Source organism: Vogesella sp. (assembly GCF_046297735.1).
Classification (GTDB): Bacteria; Pseudomonadota; Gammaproteobacteria; order Burkholderiales; family Chromobacteriaceae; genus Vogesella; species Vogesella urethralis.
In genome coordinates this window covers 91,941-113,010 of the sequence record NZ_JBKBHK010000006.1, presented here as the reverse complement: position 1 = coordinate 113,010, position 21,070 = coordinate 91,941, and the positions used below count along the sequence as shown (strand labels likewise).

General features: G+C 60.9%; 21 protein-coding genes and 1 tRNA gene. 7 read left to right on the top strand and 15 right to left on the bottom strand.

All coding sequences use genetic code 11. The features are described 5' to 3' along the window. Positions 1-17 precede the first annotated feature (17 nt). From guaA to smpB, 3 genes are read right to left on the bottom strand one after another with little or no spacing between them, the layout of a single operon-like run. Positions 18-1,595 (bottom strand): glutamine-hydrolyzing GMP synthase, encoded by a 1,578-nt coding sequence (gene guaA / locus ACK4FZ_RS09575; RefSeq protein ID WP_409820230.1) that lies wholly within the window; start codon positions 1,593-1,595, stop codon positions 18-20. A 59-nt stretch (positions 1,596-1,654) separates the two neighbouring features. Further along, the gene (locus tag ACK4FZ_RS09570; RefSeq protein WP_144371912.1) at positions 1,655-1,996 is read right to left on the bottom strand and encodes a hypothetical protein; all 342 of its coding nucleotides are present in this window, start codon (positions 1,994-1,996) and stop codon (positions 1,655-1,657) included. A 4-nt stretch (positions 1,997-2,000) separates the two neighbouring features. Further along, positions 2,001-2,447, bottom strand: a complete 447-nt coding sequence (gene smpB / locus ACK4FZ_RS09565; RefSeq protein WP_144371911.1) for an SsrA-binding protein SmpB — start codon at positions 2,445-2,447, stop codon at positions 2,001-2,003. A 151-nt stretch (positions 2,448-2,598) separates the two neighbouring features. On the opposite strand from smpB, the gene ACK4FZ_RS09560 reads away from it, so the two are divergent. Both ACK4FZ_RS09560 and ACK4FZ_RS09555 read left to right on the top strand, forming a co-directional pair. After that, a complete protein-coding gene (locus ACK4FZ_RS09560) occupies positions 2,599-3,036 on the top strand; it encodes a type II toxin-antitoxin system RatA family toxin (protein ID WP_409820227.1) in 438 nt (145 codons plus the stop codon). After that, on the top strand, positions 3,029-3,331 hold the full coding sequence (locus ACK4FZ_RS09555; protein ID WP_144371909.1) for an RnfH family protein: 303 nt from the start codon (positions 3,029-3,031) through the stop codon (positions 3,329-3,331). Before ACK4FZ_RS09560 ends, ACK4FZ_RS09555 begins: the two co-directional genes overlap by 8 nt. Before the next feature lie 65 nt (positions 3,332-3,396). Here ACK4FZ_RS09555 and ACK4FZ_RS09550 read toward each other — a convergent pair whose 3' ends face one another. The 5 genes from ACK4FZ_RS09550 to ACK4FZ_RS09530 all read right to left on the bottom strand — a co-directional run bounded on the left by ACK4FZ_RS09550 (position 3,397) and on the right by ACK4FZ_RS09530 (position 9,537). Beyond that, positions 3,397-5,202, bottom strand: coding sequence for a diguanylate cyclase (locus ACK4FZ_RS09550; protein WP_409820223.1), 1,806 nt, complete (start codon positions 5,200-5,202; stop codon positions 3,397-3,399). Positions 5,203-5,277: 75 nt separating this feature from the next. Next, the gene (gene ftsB / locus ACK4FZ_RS09545) at positions 5,278-5,574 is read right to left on the bottom strand and encodes a cell division protein FtsB (protein WP_409820221.1); all 297 of its coding nucleotides are present in this window, start codon (positions 5,572-5,574) and stop codon (positions 5,278-5,280) included. Positions 5,575-5,576: 2 nt separating this feature from the next. Next, entirely contained in the window at positions 5,577-6,863 is a 1,287-nt protein-coding gene (gene eno / locus ACK4FZ_RS09540; protein ID WP_144371906.1) for a phosphopyruvate hydratase, read from the bottom strand. An 86-nt stretch (positions 6,864-6,949) separates the two neighbouring features. Next, positions 6,950-7,801 carry a 3-deoxy-8-phosphooctulonate synthase gene (gene kdsA, locus ACK4FZ_RS09535; protein WP_409820220.1) on the bottom strand — a complete coding sequence of 284 codons (852 nt, stop codon included), beginning with the start codon at positions 7,799-7,801 and terminating at the stop codon, positions 6,950-6,952. A gap of 95 nt (positions 7,802-7,896) precedes the next feature. Beyond that, positions 7,897-9,537 carry a CTP synthase gene (locus tag ACK4FZ_RS09530; RefSeq protein WP_409820218.1) on the bottom strand — a complete coding sequence of 547 codons (1,641 nt, stop codon included), beginning with the start codon at positions 9,535-9,537 and terminating at the stop codon, positions 7,897-7,899. A gap of 444 nt (positions 9,538-9,981) precedes the next feature. Between ACK4FZ_RS09530 and rpmB the strand changes: the two genes are divergently transcribed. Then, on the top strand, positions 9,982-10,215 hold the full coding sequence (rpmB, locus tag ACK4FZ_RS09525; protein WP_026107616.1) for a 50S ribosomal protein L28: 234 nt from the start codon (positions 9,982-9,984) through the stop codon (positions 10,213-10,215). A 29-nt stretch (positions 10,216-10,244) separates the two neighbouring features. Continuing rightward, a complete protein-coding gene (rpmG, locus tag ACK4FZ_RS09520; protein ID WP_144371903.1) occupies positions 10,245-10,400 on the top strand; it encodes a 50S ribosomal protein L33 in 156 nt (51 codons plus the stop codon). A gap of 115 nt (positions 10,401-10,515) precedes the next feature. Here rpmG and ACK4FZ_RS09515 read toward each other — a convergent pair whose 3' ends face one another. The 7 genes from ACK4FZ_RS09515 to tgt form a co-directional block, all read right to left on the bottom strand. Then, on the bottom strand, positions 10,516-10,752 hold the full coding sequence (locus tag ACK4FZ_RS09515) for a hypothetical protein (RefSeq protein ID WP_409820216.1): 237 nt from the start codon (positions 10,750-10,752) through the stop codon (positions 10,516-10,518). An 85-nt stretch (positions 10,753-10,837) separates the two neighbouring features. Next, entirely contained in the window at positions 10,838-12,784 is a 1,947-nt protein-coding gene (gene mutL / locus ACK4FZ_RS09510) for a DNA mismatch repair endonuclease MutL (protein ID WP_409820214.1), read from the bottom strand. Between the two features lie 196 nt (positions 12,785-12,980). Continuing rightward, positions 12,981-13,619, bottom strand: a complete 639-nt coding sequence (locus ACK4FZ_RS09505; protein WP_409820424.1) for a DedA family protein — start codon at positions 13,617-13,619, stop codon at positions 12,981-12,983. Between the two features lie 174 nt (positions 13,620-13,793). Next, positions 13,794-14,729: a protein translocase subunit SecF gene (gene secF, locus ACK4FZ_RS09500; RefSeq protein ID WP_409820212.1), complete on the bottom strand. Its 936-nt coding sequence runs from the start codon at positions 14,727-14,729 to the stop codon at positions 13,794-13,796. Between the two features lie 10 nt (positions 14,730-14,739). Beyond that, positions 14,740-16,587, bottom strand: coding sequence for a protein translocase subunit SecD (gene secD, locus ACK4FZ_RS09495; protein ID WP_409820210.1), 1,848 nt, complete (start codon positions 16,585-16,587; stop codon positions 14,740-14,742). A gap of 43 nt (positions 16,588-16,630) precedes the next feature. Beyond that, positions 16,631-16,942 carry a preprotein translocase subunit YajC gene (gene yajC, locus ACK4FZ_RS09490; RefSeq protein WP_409820208.1) on the bottom strand — a complete coding sequence of 104 codons (312 nt, stop codon included), beginning with the start codon at positions 16,940-16,942 and terminating at the stop codon, positions 16,631-16,633. A gap of 133 nt (positions 16,943-17,075) precedes the next feature. After that, the gene (gene tgt / locus ACK4FZ_RS09485) at positions 17,076-18,191 is read right to left on the bottom strand and encodes a tRNA guanosine(34) transglycosylase Tgt (protein ID WP_144371896.1); all 1,116 of its coding nucleotides are present in this window, start codon (positions 18,189-18,191) and stop codon (positions 17,076-17,078) included. 124 nt (positions 18,192-18,315) lie between these two features. On the opposite strand from tgt, the gene ACK4FZ_RS09480 reads away from it, so the two are divergent. The 3 genes from ACK4FZ_RS09480 (at position 18,316) to infC (ending at position 21,050) form a co-directional block, all read left to right on the top strand. Beyond that, a tRNA-Val gene (locus tag ACK4FZ_RS09480) sits at positions 18,316-18,392 on the top strand. Between the two features lie 200 nt (positions 18,393-18,592). Beyond that, entirely contained in the window at positions 18,593-20,494 is a 1,902-nt protein-coding gene (gene thrS, locus ACK4FZ_RS09475; RefSeq protein WP_144371895.1) for a threonine--tRNA ligase, read from the top strand. Positions 20,495-20,525: 31 nt separating this feature from the next. After that, on the top strand, positions 20,526-21,050 hold the full coding sequence (gene infC / locus ACK4FZ_RS09470; RefSeq protein WP_144371894.1) for a translation initiation factor IF-3: 525 nt from the start codon (positions 20,526-20,528) through the stop codon (positions 21,048-21,050). Positions 21,051-21,070 lie beyond the last annotated feature (20 nt).

The window sequence follows — 21,070 nt, the reverse complement described above, 5'->3', positions numbered from 1 at the left end:
GCGGCCAAGCCGGGGGATTATTCCCACTCGATGGTTGCCGGCGGCTTGCCGGACACGTCGTACACCACGCGGTTGATGCCGCGTACTTCGTTGATGATGCGGTTGGACACTTTGCCCAGCAGGCTGTACGGCAGTTCGGCCCAGTGTGCGGTCATGAAGTCGCTGGTGATGACGGCGCGCAGTGCCACCACGTAGTCGTAGGTGCGGCCGTCGCCCATCACGCCTACCGATTTCACCGGCAGGAATACGGCGAAGGCCTGGCTGGTGAGGTCGTACCAGTTTTTGCCGGTTTTCTCGTCCACGGTGTTGCGCAGCTCTTCGATGAAGATGGCGTCGGCGCGGCGCAGCAGGTCGGCGTAGTCCATTTTCACTTCACCCAGGATGCGCACGCCCAGGCCCGGGCCCGGGAACGGGTGACGGTAAACCATATCGTGCGGCAGCCCCAGGGCGACGCCCAGCTGGCGTACTTCGTCCTTGAACAGGTCGCGCAGCGGCTCCAGCAGCTTCAGGTTCATGTCTTCCGGCAGGCCGCCCACGTTGTGGTGGCTCTTGATGGCGTGGGCTTTTTTGGTTTTGGCACCGGCGGACTCGATCACGTCCGGGTAGATGGTGCCCTGCGCCAGCCATTTGGCGTTGGTGAGTTTGCCGGATTCCTGCTGGAATACTTCAACGAACTCGGCGCCGATGATCTTGCGTTTTTTCTCGGGGTCGGTTTCGCCGGCCAGCTTGCCCATGAACTGGGCGGTGGCGTCGACGTGGATCACTTTCACGCCCAGGTTCTGCGCGAACATTTCCATTACCATCTTGCCTTCGTTCAGGCGCAGCAGGCCGTGGTCGACGAAGACGCAGGTCAGCTGGTCGCCGATGGCGCGGTGGATCAGCGCGGCAGCAACGGAGGAATCCACACCGCCGGACAGGCCGAGGATGACTTCTTCGTCACCGACCTGGTCGCGGATTTTCTGTACCGCTTCCTCGATGTAGTTGGGCATGGTCCAGCTAGGCTTGGCGCCGGCGATGTGCAGCACGAAGCGGTGCAGCATTTCGGTGCCGCGCTTGGTGTGGGTCACTTCCGGGTGGAACTGTACGGCGTAGAAGCCGCGGCTTTCGTCGGCCATGGCGGCGATCGGGCAGGACGGCGTTTCGGCGATGACGTTGAAGCCGGCCGGCAGCGCGGTGACTTTGTCGCCGTGGCTCATCCATACGTCCAGGAAGCCGTTGCCGGCGTCGTCGATGTGGTCTTGCAGGCCTTCCAGCAGTTTGGAGTGGTGGCGGGCCTGGATTTGCGCGTAGCCGAACTCGCGCTTGTCGCCGGCTTCCACTTTGCCGCCCAGGCTTTGCGCCATGAACTGCATGCCGTAGCAAATGCCCATCACCGGGATGCCCAGTTCAAACAGGGCCGGGTCGGCTTGGTAGTCGGACTCGTACACCGAGTTGGGGCCGCCGGACAGGATGATGGCTTTCGGAGCGAAGGCACGGATCTCGTCTATGGGCATGTCGAACGGGTGCAGTTCGCAGTAAACATGCGCTTCACGTACACGGCGCGCGATCAGCTGGGTGACCTGGGAGCCGAAATCGAGGATGAGGATTTTGTCCATGACTGTCCTTGAAGGTAAAAAACTGGCAGGTAGCCAGTAATGCTTGGAATACGTTTACTTTAGTCGCTGTCGGGCAGACGGCGCTGGCGGCGTTCGGGGATGCGTTCGCTGCGTGCGATCAGCATCAGCACGCCCAGCAGTACCATGCCCAGCGACAGCATGTGGCTGAGGCGCAGCTTGTCTTCGTCAAACAGGTACACCGCCACGCCGGCGTACATCAGCATTGGGGCGGTGACCAGCGTGGATTTGGTAAGGCCGTCTACCACCAGCAGCACCACGCCGCTGGCGGCCAGCATCAGCGCCAGCAGGGTGGTGGTGTCCGGCAGCAGGGCCGAGCTTTTCAGGAACCACAGCACGCCGAGGACGATGAGTACCAGGGGGAGGAAGGCGCTGGATTTCATGTGCTTAACCCTTGTTGCGCATCAGGCGCTGCTTCTCGCGCTGCCATTCGCGTTCTTTTTCGCTTTCACGCTTGTCGTGCTGTTTCTTGCCCTTGGCCAGGCCAATGTCGGCCTTGATGTTGCCTTTGCTGTAGTGCAGGTTCAGCGCCACCATGGTGTAACCGGCGCGCTCTACCTTGCCGATCAGGCGGTTGATCTGCTCTTGCTTCAGCAGCAGCTTGCGGTCGCGTACCGGGTCGGGCTTGACGTGGGTGGAGGCAGACTGCAGCGGCGTGATGTGGCAGCCGAACAGGTAGAAGGCGCCGTTGCGGTAGATGACGTAGCTTTCTTTCAGCTGCACGCGGCCGGCGCGGATGGACTTGACCTCCCAGCCTTCCAGCACCAGACCGGCTTCGAGCTGCTCTTCGATGAAGTAGTCGTGGAAGGCCTTGCGGTTGTCGATAATGCTCATGGCGGCGTGTAATCGGGGTGTGCAGGGAATCGCGCATTCTAGCAGATAAGCCGCCTGCGCCAAAGTGCCGGAAATTCAGCAGCTTGCCGTGGCGGCTTGCCCGCCCGCCTGCGCATTGATAACCTTGCCGCTTTCCATCGCTGCAGCAACCATGCAAACCGTCGAAAAAAACGTGCTGGTGGCGCATACGCCCGAGCAAATGTTCCGTCTGGTGGACGAAGTCGTCCACTATCCCCGTTTCCTGCCGTGGTGCGCCAAAGGCGAGGAACACTCGCGTGAGGGCGACACCCTGGTGGCCAGCCTGCACATCGATTACCTGAAGGTGAAGCAGCACTTCACCACCCGTAACGTCAACCAGCCGCCATCCACCATCGTGATGCAGCTGGTGGACGGGCCGTTCAAGTTTCTGGAGGGGCGCTGGCAGTTCCAGCCGCTGGGCGACGTTGGCTGCAAGGTGTCGTTCCGCCTGCAGTACGAGTTTTCCAGCAAGATCCTGGAAACGGTGATCGGCCCGGTGTTCGGCCATATTTCCGGCACGCTGGTGGACGCGTTCATCAAGGAAGCCGACCGGGTGTACGGCGATGACTGAGCGCATTACTGTGGAGGTGGCCTATGCGCTGCCGGCGCGGCAAAAGATCGTGCGCCTGGCCTTGCCTGCCGGCAGTACGGCGTTGCAGGCGGTAGAGGCGTCTGGCCTGGCGGCCGAGTTTGCCGACATCGACATGGCCAACCTGAAGCTGGGCATCTTCAGCAAGGCGGTGAAGCCGGAGACGCCGCTGCGCGAGGGCGACCGGGTAGAGATTTACCGCCCCTTGCTGGCCGACCCGAAGGCGGTGCGCCGGCAGCGGGCCGAAGCCGGCAAGGCGATGAAGAAGGGCGGCTAGCCAAGGTTGGCCGCACACCATGAAAAAACGGGGCAGACGCCCCGTTTTTGTTTGCTGCCACACGCTCAGTTTTCGGCCGACAGCGTGCGGTTCTTGCCGGCCAGCTTGGCCTGGTACATGGCGCGGTCGGCGCGTTCGATCACGTCGCAGTCGCGTTCGCCACGGTGCCACAGCGCCACGCCGGCACTGAAGGTGACCACCAGCTTGTCCTGGTTGGCCAGGAAAAAGTTCTTGGTGAGCTCGCGCTGCAGGCGCTGTACCAGCTCGACCGCCTCGTTCACCGGGGTGTCGGGCAGGATCACCACGAATTCTTCGCCACCGAAGCGGCCCACGATGTCCGAGGTACGCAGGCTGTGGTGCATCATGTCTACCAGGTACTTCAGCACATCGTCACCGGTGAGGTGGCCGTAGCGGTCGTTCAGCTGCTTGAAGTTGTCCACATCGATCAGCGCTACCGACAGCGGCTGGCCGCTGCGCTCGGCGCGGTGGATTTCGCGGTCGAAGTGTTCTTCCAGGCCGCGGCGGTTGAAGGCGCCGGTCAGCTGGTCTTCCTTCACCTTGGCGCTGGCGGCCTCCAGGGCTTTTTCCAGCTCGCTGATGCGGGTCTGTGCCGATTGCACGTCCTGGCGTGCGGCCACCAGTTCGCTGTGCGACTGCTTCAGGTTGCTTTGCATGCTGGCGGTGTCGGCCAGCAGGTCTTGCAGGATGCTGGTGAGTTCGCCGGCGTTCTGCGATTGCTTGATGCGCTCGCTGTGGCCGCTGATGCGCTGGTGGAAGTCACCGGTGTGGTCGGTCATCAGCGACAGCTTGTCGATGAAGGTGTCCAGCAAGGCGCGCAGCGAGCTGGTGGCTTCGTCCAGCGAGTGGCGCAGGCTGCCTTGCTTGTGGATCACTTCCTTCAGGCTGGATTCCAGCTGGTAGATGTGCTGGATCGAGATATTCGGTTGCGACAGGATCTGCTGCAGGCTGGCGATCTGGCCTACCAGGTAGCTGTCGGAGCGGTTCAGCTCGGCCACGTTTTGCAGCATCAGCTGCATCAGGCCGGACAGGCCGGACACCAAGCGTTTGTCGTCTTGCGATACCAGCTCCAGGCGGATCAGGAACGCACGCAGGGCCGGAAAGAAACCGGTGATGGCCTCGTCGCTGCGCACGGCTTGCAGTGCCTGCTGCACTTCGTCAAACAGCGGCATCATTTCCGGGTAGTGCACCAGGCGCGGTTCGATACCGAACTTCAGGGCGTACTGCAGCACCTCCTGCCACGCTTGCCACTGGCTGGCAGCAGGGTTGGCCGCCGCGATTGCCAGCAGCGGGTTGGCTGCAGCTTGCGGGGCAGGGGTGTCTTCGTCGATGCCGGCTACTTCAATGCCGGGCGCCGGCGCGGCACTGCCGGCTTGTAGCCAGTTGCGCGACAGGTTGGCCAGCTTTTCGTTGAGCTCGTCCGGGTTGTTGCCAAAGGTGGCCACCACGCGTTCCAGCGCCGACTGCTTGTAGCGCTGCCCCATATCGGGGGTGCGGGTTTCCCAGGCGCGGATCAGGTCCAGCACCAGCTGGCCCCAGTTCTGCGTAATTTCGCGGCTGCGCTGGTGCAGGATGGTGAGGTCCATCGCCAGTTGTGGCACCAGCTCCCACTTTTCGTCTTCAATTGCCTTGCGCAGTTTGGTCAGGGCAATCTTGTAGGCAGACTCGCTGGCCGGCAGGGTCTCGAATGCGCGCAGCAACAACTCGGCCAGTTTGTTCTTGCGGGCCTCGGACGGTACCTGGGCGATCTCGCAATACACACGCTCGAAGTTGTCCGGGGTGGGCAACAGCTTGCGCATGGTGAGCTGTTTGAGGGTTTCCCGTGCGGTATCGATGGGATTGTGTGTCGTCATAGACCAGACCCTGTAGCCTTTGTAGCCTGCCATTTATATCGTTATCGGTAGTGGCCGCCGGGGCGTCAATGCCTGCTATTGCTTGGCATTACCGTCATTGGCCGAATCTAGAAGCTGGAAAAATACCTCACCTTGGCGAATCATGCCAAGTTCGTTGCGGGCGCGCTCTTCTATTGCCGCCGTTCCTTGCTTCAGATCACGTACTTCGGCATCCAGGGCTGCGTTGCGGCGTACCAGTAACTGGTTGGCCGCACGCTGTTCCTCTACCTGTTTATCAAGCTGCCAGACCCTGAGCCAGCTGCCTTTGCCCAGCCACAGCGGCCACTGCAAGGCGGCAAGTAACACCAATAGCACCAGGGTCAGGCGTCGCATGATTACTTCTTCAGGTGATAGAAGGCGTTACCGCCCGGGTAGTAGGCAGCATCGCCCAGCTCTTCTTCGATACGCAGCAGCTGGTTGTACTTGGCCATGCGGTCGGAGCGCGACAGCGAGCCGGTCTTGATCTGCATGCAGTTGGTGGCTACGGCCAGGTCGGCGATGGTGCTGTCTTCGGTTTCGCCGGAACGGTGGCTCATCACGCTGGTGTAGCGCGAACGCTTGGCCAGATCTACCGCCTTCAGGGTTTCGGACAGGGTGCCGATCTGGTTCACTTTTACCAGCAGCGAGTTGGCCAGGCCGCCTTCGATGCCTTTGGCCAGGATGGACGGGTTGGTTACGAACAGGTCGTCGCCTACCAGCTGGATGCGGTCGCCCAGACGGTCGGTCAGCACTTTCCAGCCGGCCCAGTCGTGCTCGCTCATGCCATCTTCGATGGAGATGATCGGGTAGTTGTTGGCCAGGGTTTCCAGGTAGTCGGCAAACTGCTCGGAAGTCAGCGCCAGGCCTTCGGCGGTCAGGTGGTACTTGCCGTCTTTGTAGAACTCGCTGGAAGCGCAGTCCAGGGCCAGCATCACGTCCTGGCCGGCAACGTAACCGGCGGCGTCGATGGCTTCCAGAATCAGCTTGATGGCTTCTTCGTGGCTGGTCAGGTTCGGGGCGAAACCGCCTTCGTCACCGACGGTGGTGGCGTAGCCTTTGCCGTCGCACAGTTTCTTCAGTGCGTGGAAGATCTCGGCGCCACAGCGCAGGGCTTCGCGGAAGGTAGCCGCGCCCACCGGCACGATCATGAATTCCTGGATGTCCAGGGTGTTGTTGGCGTGTGCACCACCGTTGATGACGTTCATCATCGGTACCGGCAGCGCCATCGGGCCGGCGCCACCCAGGTAGCGGTACAGCGGCAGGCCGGCATCTTCGGCAGCGGCGCGGGCCACAGCCATCGATACGGCCAGCATGGCGTTGGCGCCCAGGCGGGCTTTGGTTTCGGTGCCGTCCAGCTCGATCAGGGTCTTGTCGATGAAGGCTTGGTCAGAGGCGTCCAGGCCGACGATGGCTTCGCAGATTTCGGTGTTGATGTTCTCAACCGCCTTCAGCACGCCCTTGCCCAGGTAGCGACCTTTGTCGCCGTCGCGCAGTTCCAGTGCTTCTTTCTCGCCGGTGGAGGCACCGGACGGTACGGCAGCACGGCCCATTACGCCGGATTCCAGCAGTACATCAGCTTCAACAGTCGGGTTACCGCGCGAGTCCAGGATTTCGCGGGCAATCACGTCGATGATCGCACTCATGAGTGTTTCCTTCAGGGTGTCAAGGTTAGTCAAACCGGGATACGGTGCGGCCAACCTTGGAGCAGGCTGGCCGTGGAGTCAACCTGTTACAGCGATTGTTCGGCGAAGGGCTGTCCCTTCACCAGGGCGTCGATCGCCTGCAGCGTCGCCAGCAGTTCTTTCATGCGACCCAGTGGCCAGGCGTTGGGGCCGTCGGACTTGGCGCAGGCCGGGTCCGGGTGGGTTTCCATAAAGAGGCCGGCCACGCCGGTAGCAATGGCGGCGCGGGCCAGTACCGGCACGAATTCGCGCTGGCCGCCGGAGCTGGTGCCCTGGCCGCCGGGCAGCTGTACCGAGTGGGTGGCGTCAAACACCACCGGGCAACCGGTTTCGCGCATGATGGCCAGGCTGCGCATGTCGGACACCAGGTTGTTGTAGCCGAACGACGCACCGCGTTCGCAGGCCATAAAGCTGTCCGGGTTCAGGCCGGCTTCCAGTGCGGCTTCGCGGGCTTTGTCGATCACGTGTTTCATGTCGCCCGGCGCCATGAACTGGCCCTTCTTGATGTTGACCGGCTTGCCGCACACGGCGACGGCGCGGATGAAGTCGGTCTGGCGCGCCAGGAAGGCCGGCGTTTGCAGCACGTCCACCACGGCGGCCACGTGCGGTACCTGTTCTTCGGTGTGCACGTCGGTCAGTACCGGTACGCCGATCTGGCTGCGTACCTTATCCAGAATGCGCAGGCCTTCTTCCATGCCGAAGCCGCGGAAGGATTTGCCGGACGAGCGGTTGGCTTTGTCGAAACTGGATTTGTAGATGAAGGGGATGCCCAGCGCACTGGTGATTTCTTTCAGCTGACCAGCGGTATCCAGGGCCAGCTGTTCGCTTTCGATCACGCAGGGGCCTGCAATCAGGAACAGCGGTTGGTTCAGGCCAACGTCAAAACCGGCGAGTTTCATGGGGTGTCCTTTCAAGGCGAGGTTGGCCGCAAGTCTTGCAGGAATCTGCACGAGCTGCGGCCAACCGTTAACAGGCGGAATCAGTCAGACGCTGATCAAGCCTTGGCTTTGTCCTGCTGGTGGGCCAGCGCTGCCTTCACGTAGGCAATGAACAGCGGGTGGCCATCACGCGGGGTGGAGGTGAATTCCGGGTGGAACTGGCAGGCAAAGAACCAGCGGTGATTGGCCAGCTCGATGGTTTCTACCAGTTTCTCGTGACCGGCGGACACGCCGCTGATGGTCAGGCCGGCATCCGACAGGCGCTGTACGTAGTGGTTGTTCACTTCGTAACGGTGACGGTGACGCTCGGTGATGACGGTGTTGCCGTACACGCGTGCCGCCAGCGAACCTTCGGTCAGGTCGCACTGCTGGCTGCCCAGGCGCATGGTGCCGCCCATATTGGAGTTTTCGTCACGCTTTTCGATCTTGCCGTCGTGGTTGACCCACTCGTCGATCAGCGCCACGACCGGGTAGTCGGTTTCCAGATCGAATTCGGTGGAGTTGGCACCCTGCATGCCGGCCACGTCACGAGCGTACTCGATCAGCGCGATCTGCATGCCCAGACAGATGCCGAGGTAAGGGATGTTGTTCTCGCGGGCAAACTTCACCGCCTTGATCTTGCCTTCCACGCCGCGCTTGCCGAAGCCGCCCGGTACCAGGATGGCGTCCATGTCTTTCAGCGACTGGGCGCCGTCGCGCTCGATCTCTTCGGAATCGACATAGATGATGTTCACGTTGGTGCGGGTGTGCACGCCGGCGTGTTTCAGCGCCTCGGACAGCGACTTGTACGATTCGGTCAGGTCGACGTACTTGCCCACCATGGCGATGTTCACGGTGTGATCCGGGTTCTCGATGGCGTCGATGATGCCGTTCCACACACTCAGGTCGGCCGCTGGCAGGTCCAGCTGCAGCTGCTCGGCGATGATGGCGTCGATACCCTGGGCGTGCAGCATGCCCGGTACCTTGTAGATGGAGTCGGCGTCGTAGCAGCCGATCACGGCGTTTTCTTCGACGTTGCAGAACAGCGCGATCTTGCGTTTTTCGTCTTCCGGCAGCTCGCGGTCCATGCGGCACAGCAGGATGTCCGGCTGGATGCCGATTTCGCGCATCTCTTTTACCGAGTGCTGCGTTGGCTTGGTCTTGATCTCGCCAGCAGTGGCGATGTACGGCACGTAGGACAGGTGCACGAACAGGGTGTTCTTGCGGCCCAGGTTGGAGCGCATCTGGCGGATGGCTTCCAGGAACGGCAGCGATTCGATATCGCCTACGGTACCGCCGATTTCCACGATGGCCACGTCAACGTCACCGGCGCCTTCGCGCACTTTCAGCTTGATCTCGTCGGTGATGTGCGGGATTACCTGCACGGTGCCACCCAGATAGTCGCCACGGCGCTCCTTGGTGATCACGGATTCGTAGATCTGGCCAGTGGTGAAGTTGTTGCTCTTCTTCATCTTGGCGTGGATGAAGCGCTCGTAATGACCGAGGTCGAGGTCAGTCTCGGCGCCGTCTTCGGTCACGAACACCTCACCGTGCTGGAACGGGCTCATGGTGCCCGGATCGACGTTGATGTACGGATCAAGCTTCAGCATGGTGACCTTGAGTCCGCGGGATTCGAGAATGGCGGCGATGGACGCGGCGGCGATGCCCTTGCCCAGGGAGGACACCACACCACCGGTTACGAAGATGTACTTGGTCATGGGATTACGGCTCTATGAGAATCCGGGATTTTAACCGAAACACACTTTTTTTTGAATGGGGCAAACGCGGCAAATCCGGCTTGCCATCATGGATAAAGTGTGAGTGTGCAGGCAATGCCTGTGGCTCAGTATAGAGAGTGATGCGTAACTTGCTGGCCCACGGCACATCGTCATGAGTAGGGAAGGGCAAGAGAGCGGTATGCGCGCTAAGCTGCTGTGGTACCAGTCTTTTTGCCTTGCGCCGGGTCCTGGGCGGCCTTGGTGCGTGCTTGCAGTTTTTTGCTGCGTGAATGGCGCAGCTGCGGTATGATGCACGCCTTCTTTGGTTGGGCTCTGACCACACATTACGTGGCCAGCCGGCTTGATGCCGCTGCTGGTGCTTGTCTTTGAGCCCTTTGATATGGTATAAGTCTTTCTTTTACCGGCTTTTGGGAGTGATTAACCATGGCGCGTGTTTGCAAAGTCACCGGCAAGCGTCCGATGACCGGGAACAATGTGTCCCACGCCAATAACAAAACTAAGCGTCGTTTTCTGCCGAACCTGCAGTACCGCAAGTTCTGGGTAGAGAGCGAAAACCGTTGGGTACGTCTGCGTATCTCCAACGCTGCTCTGCGTACTATTGACAAGGTAGGCATCGATGCAGTTCTGGCCGACCTGCGTGCTCGCGGCGAACTGTAATTAACTCGACCGAAGCTTAAGGATTAGCCATGCGCGACAAGATCAAACTGGAATCGACTGCAGGTACTGGTCATTTCTACACCACCACCAAAAACAAGCGCACCATGCCGGAAAAAATGGAGATCAAAAAATTTGATCCCGTTGCTCGCAAGCATGTTGTGTACAAAGAAACCAAGCTGAAATAAGCTGGTTTCCGGTGGCGCCCTTAGGGGCATGCCCGCAGACAAAACCCCCGCTCGTCGGGGGTTTGTTTTTTTGTGCGGCAGCCTGGTCGGTCGGTCGGTCCGTACAATGGCCTTTTCAGGGCAGGAGAATCAGGATGCGCATGAAACAGCTCGCGTTGCTGCTGGCAGCCACGCAGATGACGGGGTGTGCCGCGGTGTCGGTTGCCAGCGCGGCGGTATCGGTGGCGTCCACGGCCGTATCTGTGGGGGCGACGGTGGTGGGCACGGCGGTGGATGTGACTGCTGCCGGCGTGAAAGCGGCGGCCAATGCCGCCAGCAGCGAGCCCACACCACCTGCGTGTCCGGCCGGCATGGTGTGTACACCGGCGCCGTGACTACCTGAAGAAAAAGCCCGACTGGTGTCGGGCTTTTTGTTGCATCGTTTGACCAGTAAGGACTTATTGCCCGCGCATAAATAGTGCATCCAGATCACGCATGCCAAGGCGGCTCCAGGTGGGGCGCCCGTGGTTGCACTGCCCGGAGCGCTCGGTGGCTTCCATGTCGCGTAGCAGGGCGTTCATTTCCGGCAGCGTCAGCTGGCGGTTGGCGCGTACTGCGCCGTGGCAGGCCATGGTGGCCAGCAGCTCGTTGCGGCGTTCGGTCATCACCTGGGTCAGGCCGTGCTCGCGCACGTCTTTCAGCACCGCCCGCGCCAGCTCGACGGCATTACCTTCCTTCAGCCATACCGGCATGCCGCGTACGGCTACCTGCGTGGGTGACAGCACGGCCAGCTCGACACCCAGCTTTTTCATGGCGTCGCCGTATTCTTCTACGGTCGCCACTTCAAAACGGTCGGCGGCAAACGATACCGGGAGCAGCAAGGGCTGCATCGGGATGGCGTCGGCTTCCAGTGCGGTTTTCAGGCGCTCGTACACGATGCGTTCGTGCGCAGCGTGCATGTCTACCACGATCAGACCATCCTCGCACTGGCTGAGGATGTACACGCCGTGTAGTTGGGCCAGCGCAAAGCCCAGTGGCGGGATGCCGTCGCTGGCTTCCGGCAGCGCCGGGCTGGCGGCTTGGGTCGTGCTGGCGGCGGCCGGCGCTTGCGGCAGGGTGACGGCTGACGGCTGGCTGCGTTCTTGTTCGCGCAGGCCGGCAAACTGCTTGTCGTAGATGCCGATGGCTTCGCGCGCCACTTCCAGCGGCATGCGTTGCTGTTCGTAACGGAACGGCTGCGCTGATGGCATGCGGCCAACGCTGGCCGCGCTGCGCGGCGGGAACAGGCCTGCTTGTTGCGGTGCTGCTGTGCTGGCGGTGGGGGCGATGCCAGCTGGCGCTGCCTGGGGTGCGGCGGGCGCGAGCGGCGTGTCGCCGGCGGTCTGGCCGGGCAGCTGCACCGCCGGGCTGGCGCCGGCGGTGGTGGCGGCCAACGCGCGATGCACGCTGTGAAACAGGAACTGGTGCACCGCCTGGCTTTCGCGGAAGCGTACTTCGATCTTGGTGGGGTGTACGTTGACGTCTACCCCGGCCGGGTCCAGCGTGAAGAACAGCGCGTAGGCCGGGTGGCGTTCGTGGTGCAATACGTCGCGGTAGGCCTGGCGCAGCGCGTGCTGCGCGGTCTTGTCACGCACGAAGCGGCCGTTGACAAAGAAGTACTGCGCGTCGCGGTTGGCCTTGGAGTACGTGGGGCTGGCCACGAAGCCGGTCAGGCCCAGGCCGGCGGCCTGGGTGTCCAGCGGTAGCGCGGCCTCGACAAAGTCCTTGCCCAGCAGCGCGCCGACGCGCTCGGCCACACTTTGCTGCGGCAGGCGCCAGATCACCTTGCCATTGTGGCGCAGCGTGAACTCCACCTGCGGGTGTGCCAGCGCAATGCGCTCGAACGTTGCCGCGCAGTGGGCGTATTCGGTGTTGTCGCTCTTCAGGAATTTGCGCCGAGCCGGCGTGTTGAAGTACAGGTCGACCACTTCCACGCTGGTGCCGGCCGGGTGTGCCGCCGGCTCTACCGGGTGCAGGGTGCCATCGATGGCGATGATCTGGTGCGCGTGCTCGGCGTCGTGCGGGCGGCTGGTGAGCGTCAGGCGCGATACCGAGGCCACGCTGGCCAGGCCCTCGCCTCGAAAGCCCAGTGTTGCCACGCTTTCCAGGTCGTCCAGGCTGGCGATCTTGCTGGTGGCGTGACGATCCAGTGCCAGCGGCAGGTCGTCGGCGGCAATGCCGTTGCCGTTGTCGGTGACGCGGATCAGCTTGATACCGCCTTGCGCCAGGTCGATGGTGACCTTGCTGGCGCCGGCGTCCAGGCTGTTTTCCATCATTTCCTTCAGCGCCGACGCCGGGCGTTCTACCACTTCGCCGGCGGCGATCTGGTTGACAAGGTGATCGGACAGTTTCTGGATGCGTTTCATGCGCTGAAGCTCTGTGTTGGCAACGGATAAAGCAAAAACATTTTTTGCCATCAAGGGCACGGAAAGTTCTTCTGCTCAGCAAGAGCCACGAAAAGGCAGCTACGCCGTGTCGGGTGCAGCCAGCCGACGGTGCTCGTGTACTGCTTGCCGAGCTGTGATGGTTTCCGTGCTGTCCGTATATTGTCGTGGCTAAAAATCAGGCCTTCTTCGCGGCTTGGCGGTGACGGATAAGCTCGATGATGGCGGGGAGTATCGACACGATGATGATGCCGAAAATCAGGTATTCCAGGTTCTTGCGCACGAACGGCATATTGCCGAAGAAGAACCCGGCGTAGGTAAAACCGATCACCCACAGCAAGGCGCCGATGACATTGTAGTTGAGGAACTGACGGTAATTCATGTGCCCGATACCCGCGACAAAGGGTGCAAATGTGCGCACGATGGGCACGAAGCGGGCAAAGATGATGGTTTTGCCGCCGTGTTTTTCGTAGAAGGCGTGGGTCTTATCCAGATATGACTGCTTCAGCAAGCGAGGAAAGCGCACAAAAAGCTTCATCCCAACGTGGCGACCAATGGCGTAATTGACGCCGTCGCCCAGAATGGCCGCCACGATCAACAGCACTACCAGCAGATGGACGTTCATTTGCCCCATGGCGGCCAGGGCGCCGGCCACGAACAGCAGCGAGTCGCCAGGCAGGAACGGGGTGACCACCAGCCCGGTTTCGCAGAATACGATCATGAACAGGATGAAGTAGATCCACGGCCCGTAGTTGGCCACTAGCGTGGCCAGGTGGGTATCAATGTTCAGGATGAAGTCGATCAGGAAGGTAATCAGTTCCATGGTTTTGTTTTGCAGTGGCTGGCAGGGCAGGGCTGGAGGCAACCCGGCCTTGCAAGGCACCGTCGTACGCTTGTACAGGATAACAAACCCTGCCGGTGGCAGGGTTGGGGTAGATGCAGTCGCTGGCAAGGTTGGCCACGTGCGGCCAACCCTGGCAATGGGCGGGGCTTACACCACCGCTTCTTCTTTCGGTTTCACCACTTTCACCATGTGTTCACGCTTGGTCCCCAGTGCCAGTGCCAGCGGGCTGGCTACCAATACCGACGAGTAAATGCCGAACACAATGCCGATGGTCAGCGCCATGGCAAAGCCGTGCAGTGCCGGGCCGCCGAACAGTAGCATGGACAGCACCATGGTTTCGGTGGAGCCGTGAGTAATGAAGGTACGGCTCATGGTAGCGGTAATGGCGTTATCGATCACCTCGGCCGTGCTCTTGCCACGCATGGCCGGGCGGCGGAAGTTTTCGCGGATACGGTCAAACACGACTACCGATTCGTTTACCGAGTAACCCAGTACCGCCAGCACGCCGGCCAGTACGGTGAGGCTGAACTCCCACTGGAACAATGCAAAGCAGCCGAGGATGATCACCACATCGTGCATGTTGGCGATGATGGCCGACAGTGCCAGTCGCCACTCGAAGCGGATGGCCAGGTAGATCACGATGCCCACGCAGACCAACAGGATGGCGGTGAGGCCGCTGCTGACCAGCTCTTCGCCGACGCTAGGGCCGACAAACTCCACCTTGCGCAGCTGCACGCTGGCGTCACCGGCTTTCAGCAAGCCCATTACCTGTTCGGACAATTTAGCCGAACTGGTGCCGGCTTTGCTGGGCAGGCGGATCAACACATCACGGCTGGTACCCAGGCTTTGTACCTGAACCTCGCCCACCTTCAGTGTTTCCACGCGGTGGCGGATATCGGCCAGGTTGGCCGCTTGCTGGTACTGTACTTCCATTACCGTACCGCCGGTGAACTCCACCGACAGGTTCAGCCCTTTGGTGAACAGGAATACCACCGCCAGGATAAAGGTGACCAGCGAGATGCTGGTGGTGAGCTTGCCGTAGCTCATGAACGGGATGTCCCGTTTGATGCGGAAAAACTCCATCGTCAGATCCTTATTTGTTGTCCGGCTTCCATACCTGGCCGATGGAAATTGAGGTCAGGCGGCGGCGACGGCCGTACCACAGGTTCACCACGGCGCGCGATACCAGCACGGCAGAGAACATGGAGGTCAGAATGCCCAGGCAGTGCACCACGGCAAAGCCGCGTACCGGGCCGGAGCCGAAGATCAGCAAGGCCAGGCCGGCGATCAGGGTGGTGACGTTCGAGTCCAGAATGGTGGCCCAGGCGTGGCCGTAACCGGCCTGGATGGCCGACTGCGGCGGTACGCCGTTGCGCAGCTCTTCACGGATACGTTCGTTGATCAGCACGTTGGCGTCGATGGCCATACCCAGCGTCAGCGCAATGGCGGCAATGCCGGGCAGCGTTAGGGTGGCCTGCAGCATCGACAGCAGCGCCACCAGCATGAACAGGTTGGCCGCCAGCGAGATCACCGAGATCACGCCGAATACACCGTAGTAAATGGCCATGAACACCGCGATGGCGGCAAAGCCCCACAGCGTGGAGTGGAAGCCCTTCTCGATGTTTTCCTTACCCAGGCTCGGGCCGATGGTGCGTTCTTCGATGATGTTCATCGGTGCCGCCAGCGAGCCGGCGCGCAGCAGCAGGGCCACGTCGTTGGCTTCAGCCGGGTTCATGCTGCCGGAAATCTGCACGCGGCCACCGCCGATTTCACTGCGGATCACCGGTGCGGTCACCACTTCGCTGCGGTTTTTCTCCACCAGCACCATGGCCATGCGTTTGTTGATGTTCTCCGCAGTCAGCGCACGGAAGATTTCCGCACCCGTGCTGTCCAGGCCGATATCCACAGCCGCACCACCGTTCTGGTCAAAGCCAGGCTGGGCGGAGTTGATGTTATCGCCAGTCAGCTCCACGTCTTTCTTCAGCAAGATCTTACCGGTGCCGCGCGAGGTTACTTCGTCCAGCAGCTCGTAGCCGGCCGGGGTATTGCCTGCCAGCGCCTCGGCTACTTTGGCCGGGTCGTCCTCCACCATGCGCACCTGCAAGGTAGCGGTACGGCCCAGAATGTCCTTGGCTTTGGCGGTATCCTGCACGCCCGGCAGCTGTACCACGATGCGGCTAGGGCCGGCTTGCTGGATCACCGGTTCTGCCACGCCCAGCTCGTTGACGCGGTTATGCAGGGTGGTGATGTTCTGCTTCACGGCATCACTCTGGATGCGGGTGATTTCTTCTGGCTTCAGCTTCAGCGTCAGGCGGAAGTTGGTGGCATCGCTATCGAAGCTGACCGAGGGCAGGGTGCGCGCCAGCTTGTCGGCCGCGGCCTTCAGTGTTTCGGCGTCGCGCAGTTGTACTTCCAGCGTGGTGTCGCCCTGGCGCTTGATGGCGCCGTAGCGGATCTTGGCGGCTTTCAGCTCGCGGCGCACGTCGCCAGCGTAGCGTTCCATGGTTTTATCCACGGCGGCCTGCATGTCTACTTCCAGCAGGAAGTGCACGCCGCCGCGTAAGTCCAGGCCCAGGAACATCGGGTTGGCGTGCAGGCGGGTCAGCCATTCCGGCGATGCTGGCAGCAGGTTCAGGGCGATGATGTAGGTGTCACCCAGTGCTTGCTGGATGGCATCGCGCGCCTTGATTTGGGTGTCCGGGTCCTTGAAGCGTACTTTCAGGCTGTTGCCGTCCAGGAAAATGCCTTGCGGGGCGATGCCTTGCTGCTTCAGGGTGGTTTCGATGCGGGCCATCAGCGCGGTATCCACCGGGGTGGATTGGCGTGTGCTGGAAATCTGGACCGCCGGGGTTTCGCCAAAGAAATTGGGCAGGGTGTAGATTGTGGCGGTGACGAGCACCAGCGCAATCAGTAGGTATTTCCAGATCGGGAAGCGGTTCATGGAAAGCTTGACAGGAAAAGGGCCGCCAAGGCGGCCCGGGGGGTTACAGGGACTTGATGGTGCCTTTTTCCAGCTTGGCAGCCACAGCGCCACGCTGAACGCTGATTTCCACGCCGTTGGCGATTTCCACGCTCAGGTACTGTTCGCCGCACTTGGTCACGCGGCCGATGATGCCACCTTGGGTCACGACTTCGTCACCCTTCACGATTTCGGACAGCATCTTCTGGTGTTCTTTCATTTTCTTCTGTTGCGGGCGAACCAGCAGGAACCAGAACAGGATGAAAATGACGATCATCGGCAGGAACTGCATCAGTTCTGCAGCGCCGGTATTGGCAAAAGCCGGGGGGATAAACATTCGGGTCTCCCTTTTTTGGTGTTTGGGTTTGTGAGTGATGAAAGCGTCAAGTGGGGCATTGTAGCCAGCACGTGCCCACTTTCCAACCGTGCCAAAGGTTGGCCGCAGTGCGATGGGACTGCGGCCAGCCCGCTCAGTTCACGCCGCGTGCACGCCGCTCGTGGAAGCTGGCCTGCCAGTCGGGGAAGCGGTCGGCGTCGATGGCGTCGCGCATCTCCTGCATCAGCACCTGGTAATAGTGCAGGTTGTGGATGGTGTTCAGGCGCGCACCCAGGATTTCGCCGGTGCGGTGCAAATGGTGCAAGTAGGCTCGGCTGAAGTGGCGGCAAGTGTAGCAGTCGCATTGCTCGTCCAGCGGCTTCTTGTCGTCCTTGTAGCGCGCATTCTTGATCTTGACGTCGCCCCACTGGGTGAAGATCCAGCCGTTGCGGGCGTTGCGGGTCGGCATCACGCAGTCGAACATGTCGATGCCGTTAGCCACGCCGTGTACCAGATCTTCCGGCGTGCCCACGCCCATCAGGTAGTGCGGTTTCTCGGCCGGCAGCATGTCTTTCAGCTCGGTCAGCATGCGGTACATCTCGGGCTTGGGTTCGCCCACCGACAGCCCGCCGACGGCAATGCCGTCAAAACCGATGTCCATCAGGCCGTCCAGCGACTCCTGGCGCAGGTCGCGGTACAGGTTGCCCTGCACAATGCCGAACAGGGCGTTGGGGTTTTTCAGGTCGTCGAAGGCGCGGCGCGAACGCTCGGCCCAGCGCAAGCTCATGCGCATCGACTTGGCGGCGGTGGCGTGGTCAACCTGGCCCGGCGTGCATTCGTCGAAGATCATCACGATGTCCGAGTTCAGTACCTTCTGGATTTCCATCGACTTTTCCGGAGACAGGAACAGCTTGTCGCCGTTGACCGGGCTCTGGAAGGTAACGCCTTCCTCGGAAATCTTGTTCATGGCGCCCAGGCTGAATACCTGGAAGCCGCCGGAGTCGGTGAGGATGGGTTTGTCCCAGCCGATGAAATCGTGCAGGCCGCCAAACTGCTCGATGATCTCCAGGCCCGGGCGCAGCCACAGGTGGAAAGTGTTGCCCAGAATGATCTGGGCCTTGATGTCGTGCAGCTCGTGTGGGCTCATCGCCTTCACCGAGCCATAGGTGCCTACCGGCTGGAAGACCGGGGTCTCCACTGTGCCGTGGTTCAGTTCCAGTGTGCCCCGGCGCGCGCCGCCCGAGGTTTTGTGCAGGGTAAACTTCAGCATGTGCTTGATATTGTTCGTCGGATTCCGAAAATCAGCCTGCCAGTATACACCCCGCTGCCGCCGATTGCCTGCTGTTTGCTTGCCAGCGCGGCGCTAAAGCGCTAATATCGGCTCTCCTGACAACAGGCACGTAGCTCAGTTGGTTAGAGCACCACCTTGACATGGTGGGGGTCGTTGGTTCGAATCCGATCGTGCCTACCAGTATTCAGCAGGGAGTAAACCCATGTTCAAGCGAACTACCACCACCCGTACCTCGCGTTGATACCGAGCCTACGGGTACCCTGTTCCGAAGCGGAAGGGTTACTCCTTGCAAACAGAAAAGTGCGGCTCGAGCCGCACTTTTTTTTTGGTCTGATTTTTTGACGTCCGTCCACCTCATTGCTTAGAAAGCTGGAGTTGCTATGCCTGACATTCGCCTGCCCGACGGTTCCATCCGTTCCTTCGACAAGCCGGTAACGGTGCACGAAGTGGCTGCGTCCATCGGCACCGGTCTTGCGCGTGCAGCGCTGGCTGGCCGTGTGGACGGCCAACTGGTCGATACCTCCTACCAGATTGCGGCCAACGCCGACCTCGCCATCATCACCGACAAAGACGCTGACGGCCTGTCCATCATCCGTCACTCCACCGCCCACTTGCTGGCTTACGCGGTGAAAGAGCTGTTCCCGGAAGCCCAGGTCACCATCGGCCCGGAAATCGAAAACGGTTTCTACTACGACTTCGCCTACAAGCGCCCGTTTACGCCGGAAGACCTGGTCGCCATCGAGAAAAAGATGGCCGAGCTGGCCAAGAAGGATATTCCGGTCGAGCGTTACGAGCTGTCGCGTGACGAGGCAGTGGCCTACTTCAAGGGCATCGGCGAGGCGTACAAGGCGGAAATCATCGAGTCGATCCCGGCCGATCAGGTGCTGAGCCTGTACCGTGAAGGCGACTTCACCGACCTGTGCCGCGGCCCGCACGTGCCGTCCACCGGCAAGCTGAAAGTGTTCAAGCTGATGAAAGTGGCCGGTGCTTACTGGCGTGGCGACAGCAACAACGAGATGCTGCAGCGTATCTATGGTACTGCCTGGACCAAGAAAGAAGATCTGGAACAGTACCTGCACATGCTGGAAGAGGCCGAGAAGCGCGATCACCGCAAGCTGGGCAAGCAGCTGGACCTGTTCCACCTGCAAGACGAAGCGCCGGGCATGGTGTTCTGGCACCCGAAAGGCTGGGCGCTGTGGCAGAGCATCGAGCAATACATGCGCAAGACCTTGGCCGCCGCCGGTTACCAGGAAATCCGTACCCCGATGGTGATGGACCGCATCATGTGGGAAAAGTCCGGCCACTGGGAAAACTACCGTGAAGGCATGTTCACTACCGAGTCGGAAAAGCGCGACTACGCAGTGAAACCGATGAACTGCCCGGGCCACGTGCAAGTATTCAACAGCGGCCTGCGTTCCTACCGCGACCTGCCGATGCGCCTGGCCGAGTTCGGTGCCTGTCACCGTAACGAGCCGTCCGGCGCGCTGCACGGCATCATGCGCGTGCGCGGCTTTGTACAAGACGATGCTCACATTTTCTGTACCGAAGACCAGATCATCGCCGAAGCCAAGGCCTTCAACGAGCTGACCATGGCGGTGTACAAGCGCTTCGGTTTCGACAATGTGTCGGTCAAACTCTCGCTGCGCCCGGAAAAATACGCCGGTACGCTGGAAACCTGGAACCGTGCTGAAGAAGGCTTGCGCGAAGCGCTGCGTGCCTGCGGCATCGAGTGGGAAGAACTGCCGGGCGAGGGCGCGTTCTATGGCCCGAAGATCGAGTACCACATCAAGGACGCGCTGGGCCGCTCCTGGCAGTGTGGTACCCTGCAGCTGGATTACGTGCTGCCGGAGCGTCTGGACGCCGAGTACGTGGCCGACGACAACAGCCGCAAGCGCCCGGTAATGCTGCACCGCGCGGTGCTGGGCTCGCTGGAGCGCTTTATCGGCATCCTGATCGAGAACCACGCCGGGGCCTTCCCGTTGTGGCTGGCGCCAGTGCAGATGGTGGTGATGAACATCACCAGCTCGCAGGCAGAATATGCCGACAGTGTGGCCAAGAAGTTGCGCGAACACGGCTACCGCGTTGATCTTGACTTGAGAAACGAAAAGATCGGCTATAAAATCCGCGAGCACAGCCTGCAGAAGCTTCCGTACCAGATCGTCATTGGCGACAAAGAGATGGAAGGCGGGCTGGTTGCCGTGCGCGCCCGGGGTGAAGACCTGGGGCAAATGCCGCTCGACGCGTTCATCCAGCACCTGGATGCCGCGCTGGCGCAGGCTTAATGCACGGATACGATGAATTTCTTTAGGAGTAATTGCTATAGCTCAGGAACGTGAACCACGGATCAACGGTGAAATCACCGGCCGTGAAATCCGCTTGGTCGGTGAAGAAGGCGAACAACTTGGTATCGTGACCGTGCGTGAAGCACTGGCCATGGCCGAAGAGCGCGAAGTTGATCTGGTGGAAATTTCCCCGACAGCCCAGCCGCCTGTGTGCAAACTGATGGACTACGGCAAGTTCAAGTACCAACAGTCCAAGAAAAAGCACGAAGCCAAGCTGAAGCAGAAACAGATCCAGGTAAAGGAAATCAAATTCCGTCCTGGTACCGACGATGGCGACTACAACGTCAAGCTGCGTAACCTGATCCGCTTCCTGACTGAAGGCGACAAGGCCAAGATCACGCTGCGTTTCCGCGGTCGTGAAATGGCGCACCAGGATATCGGTCTGGCGCTGCTCAAGCGCGTCGAGGCCGATCTGGCAGAAGTAGGGACTGTCGAGCAGTTCCCGAAACTGGAAGGTCGCCAGATGGTGATGATGATTGCCCCGAAAAAGAAATAATCGGTTATAATCATCGACTT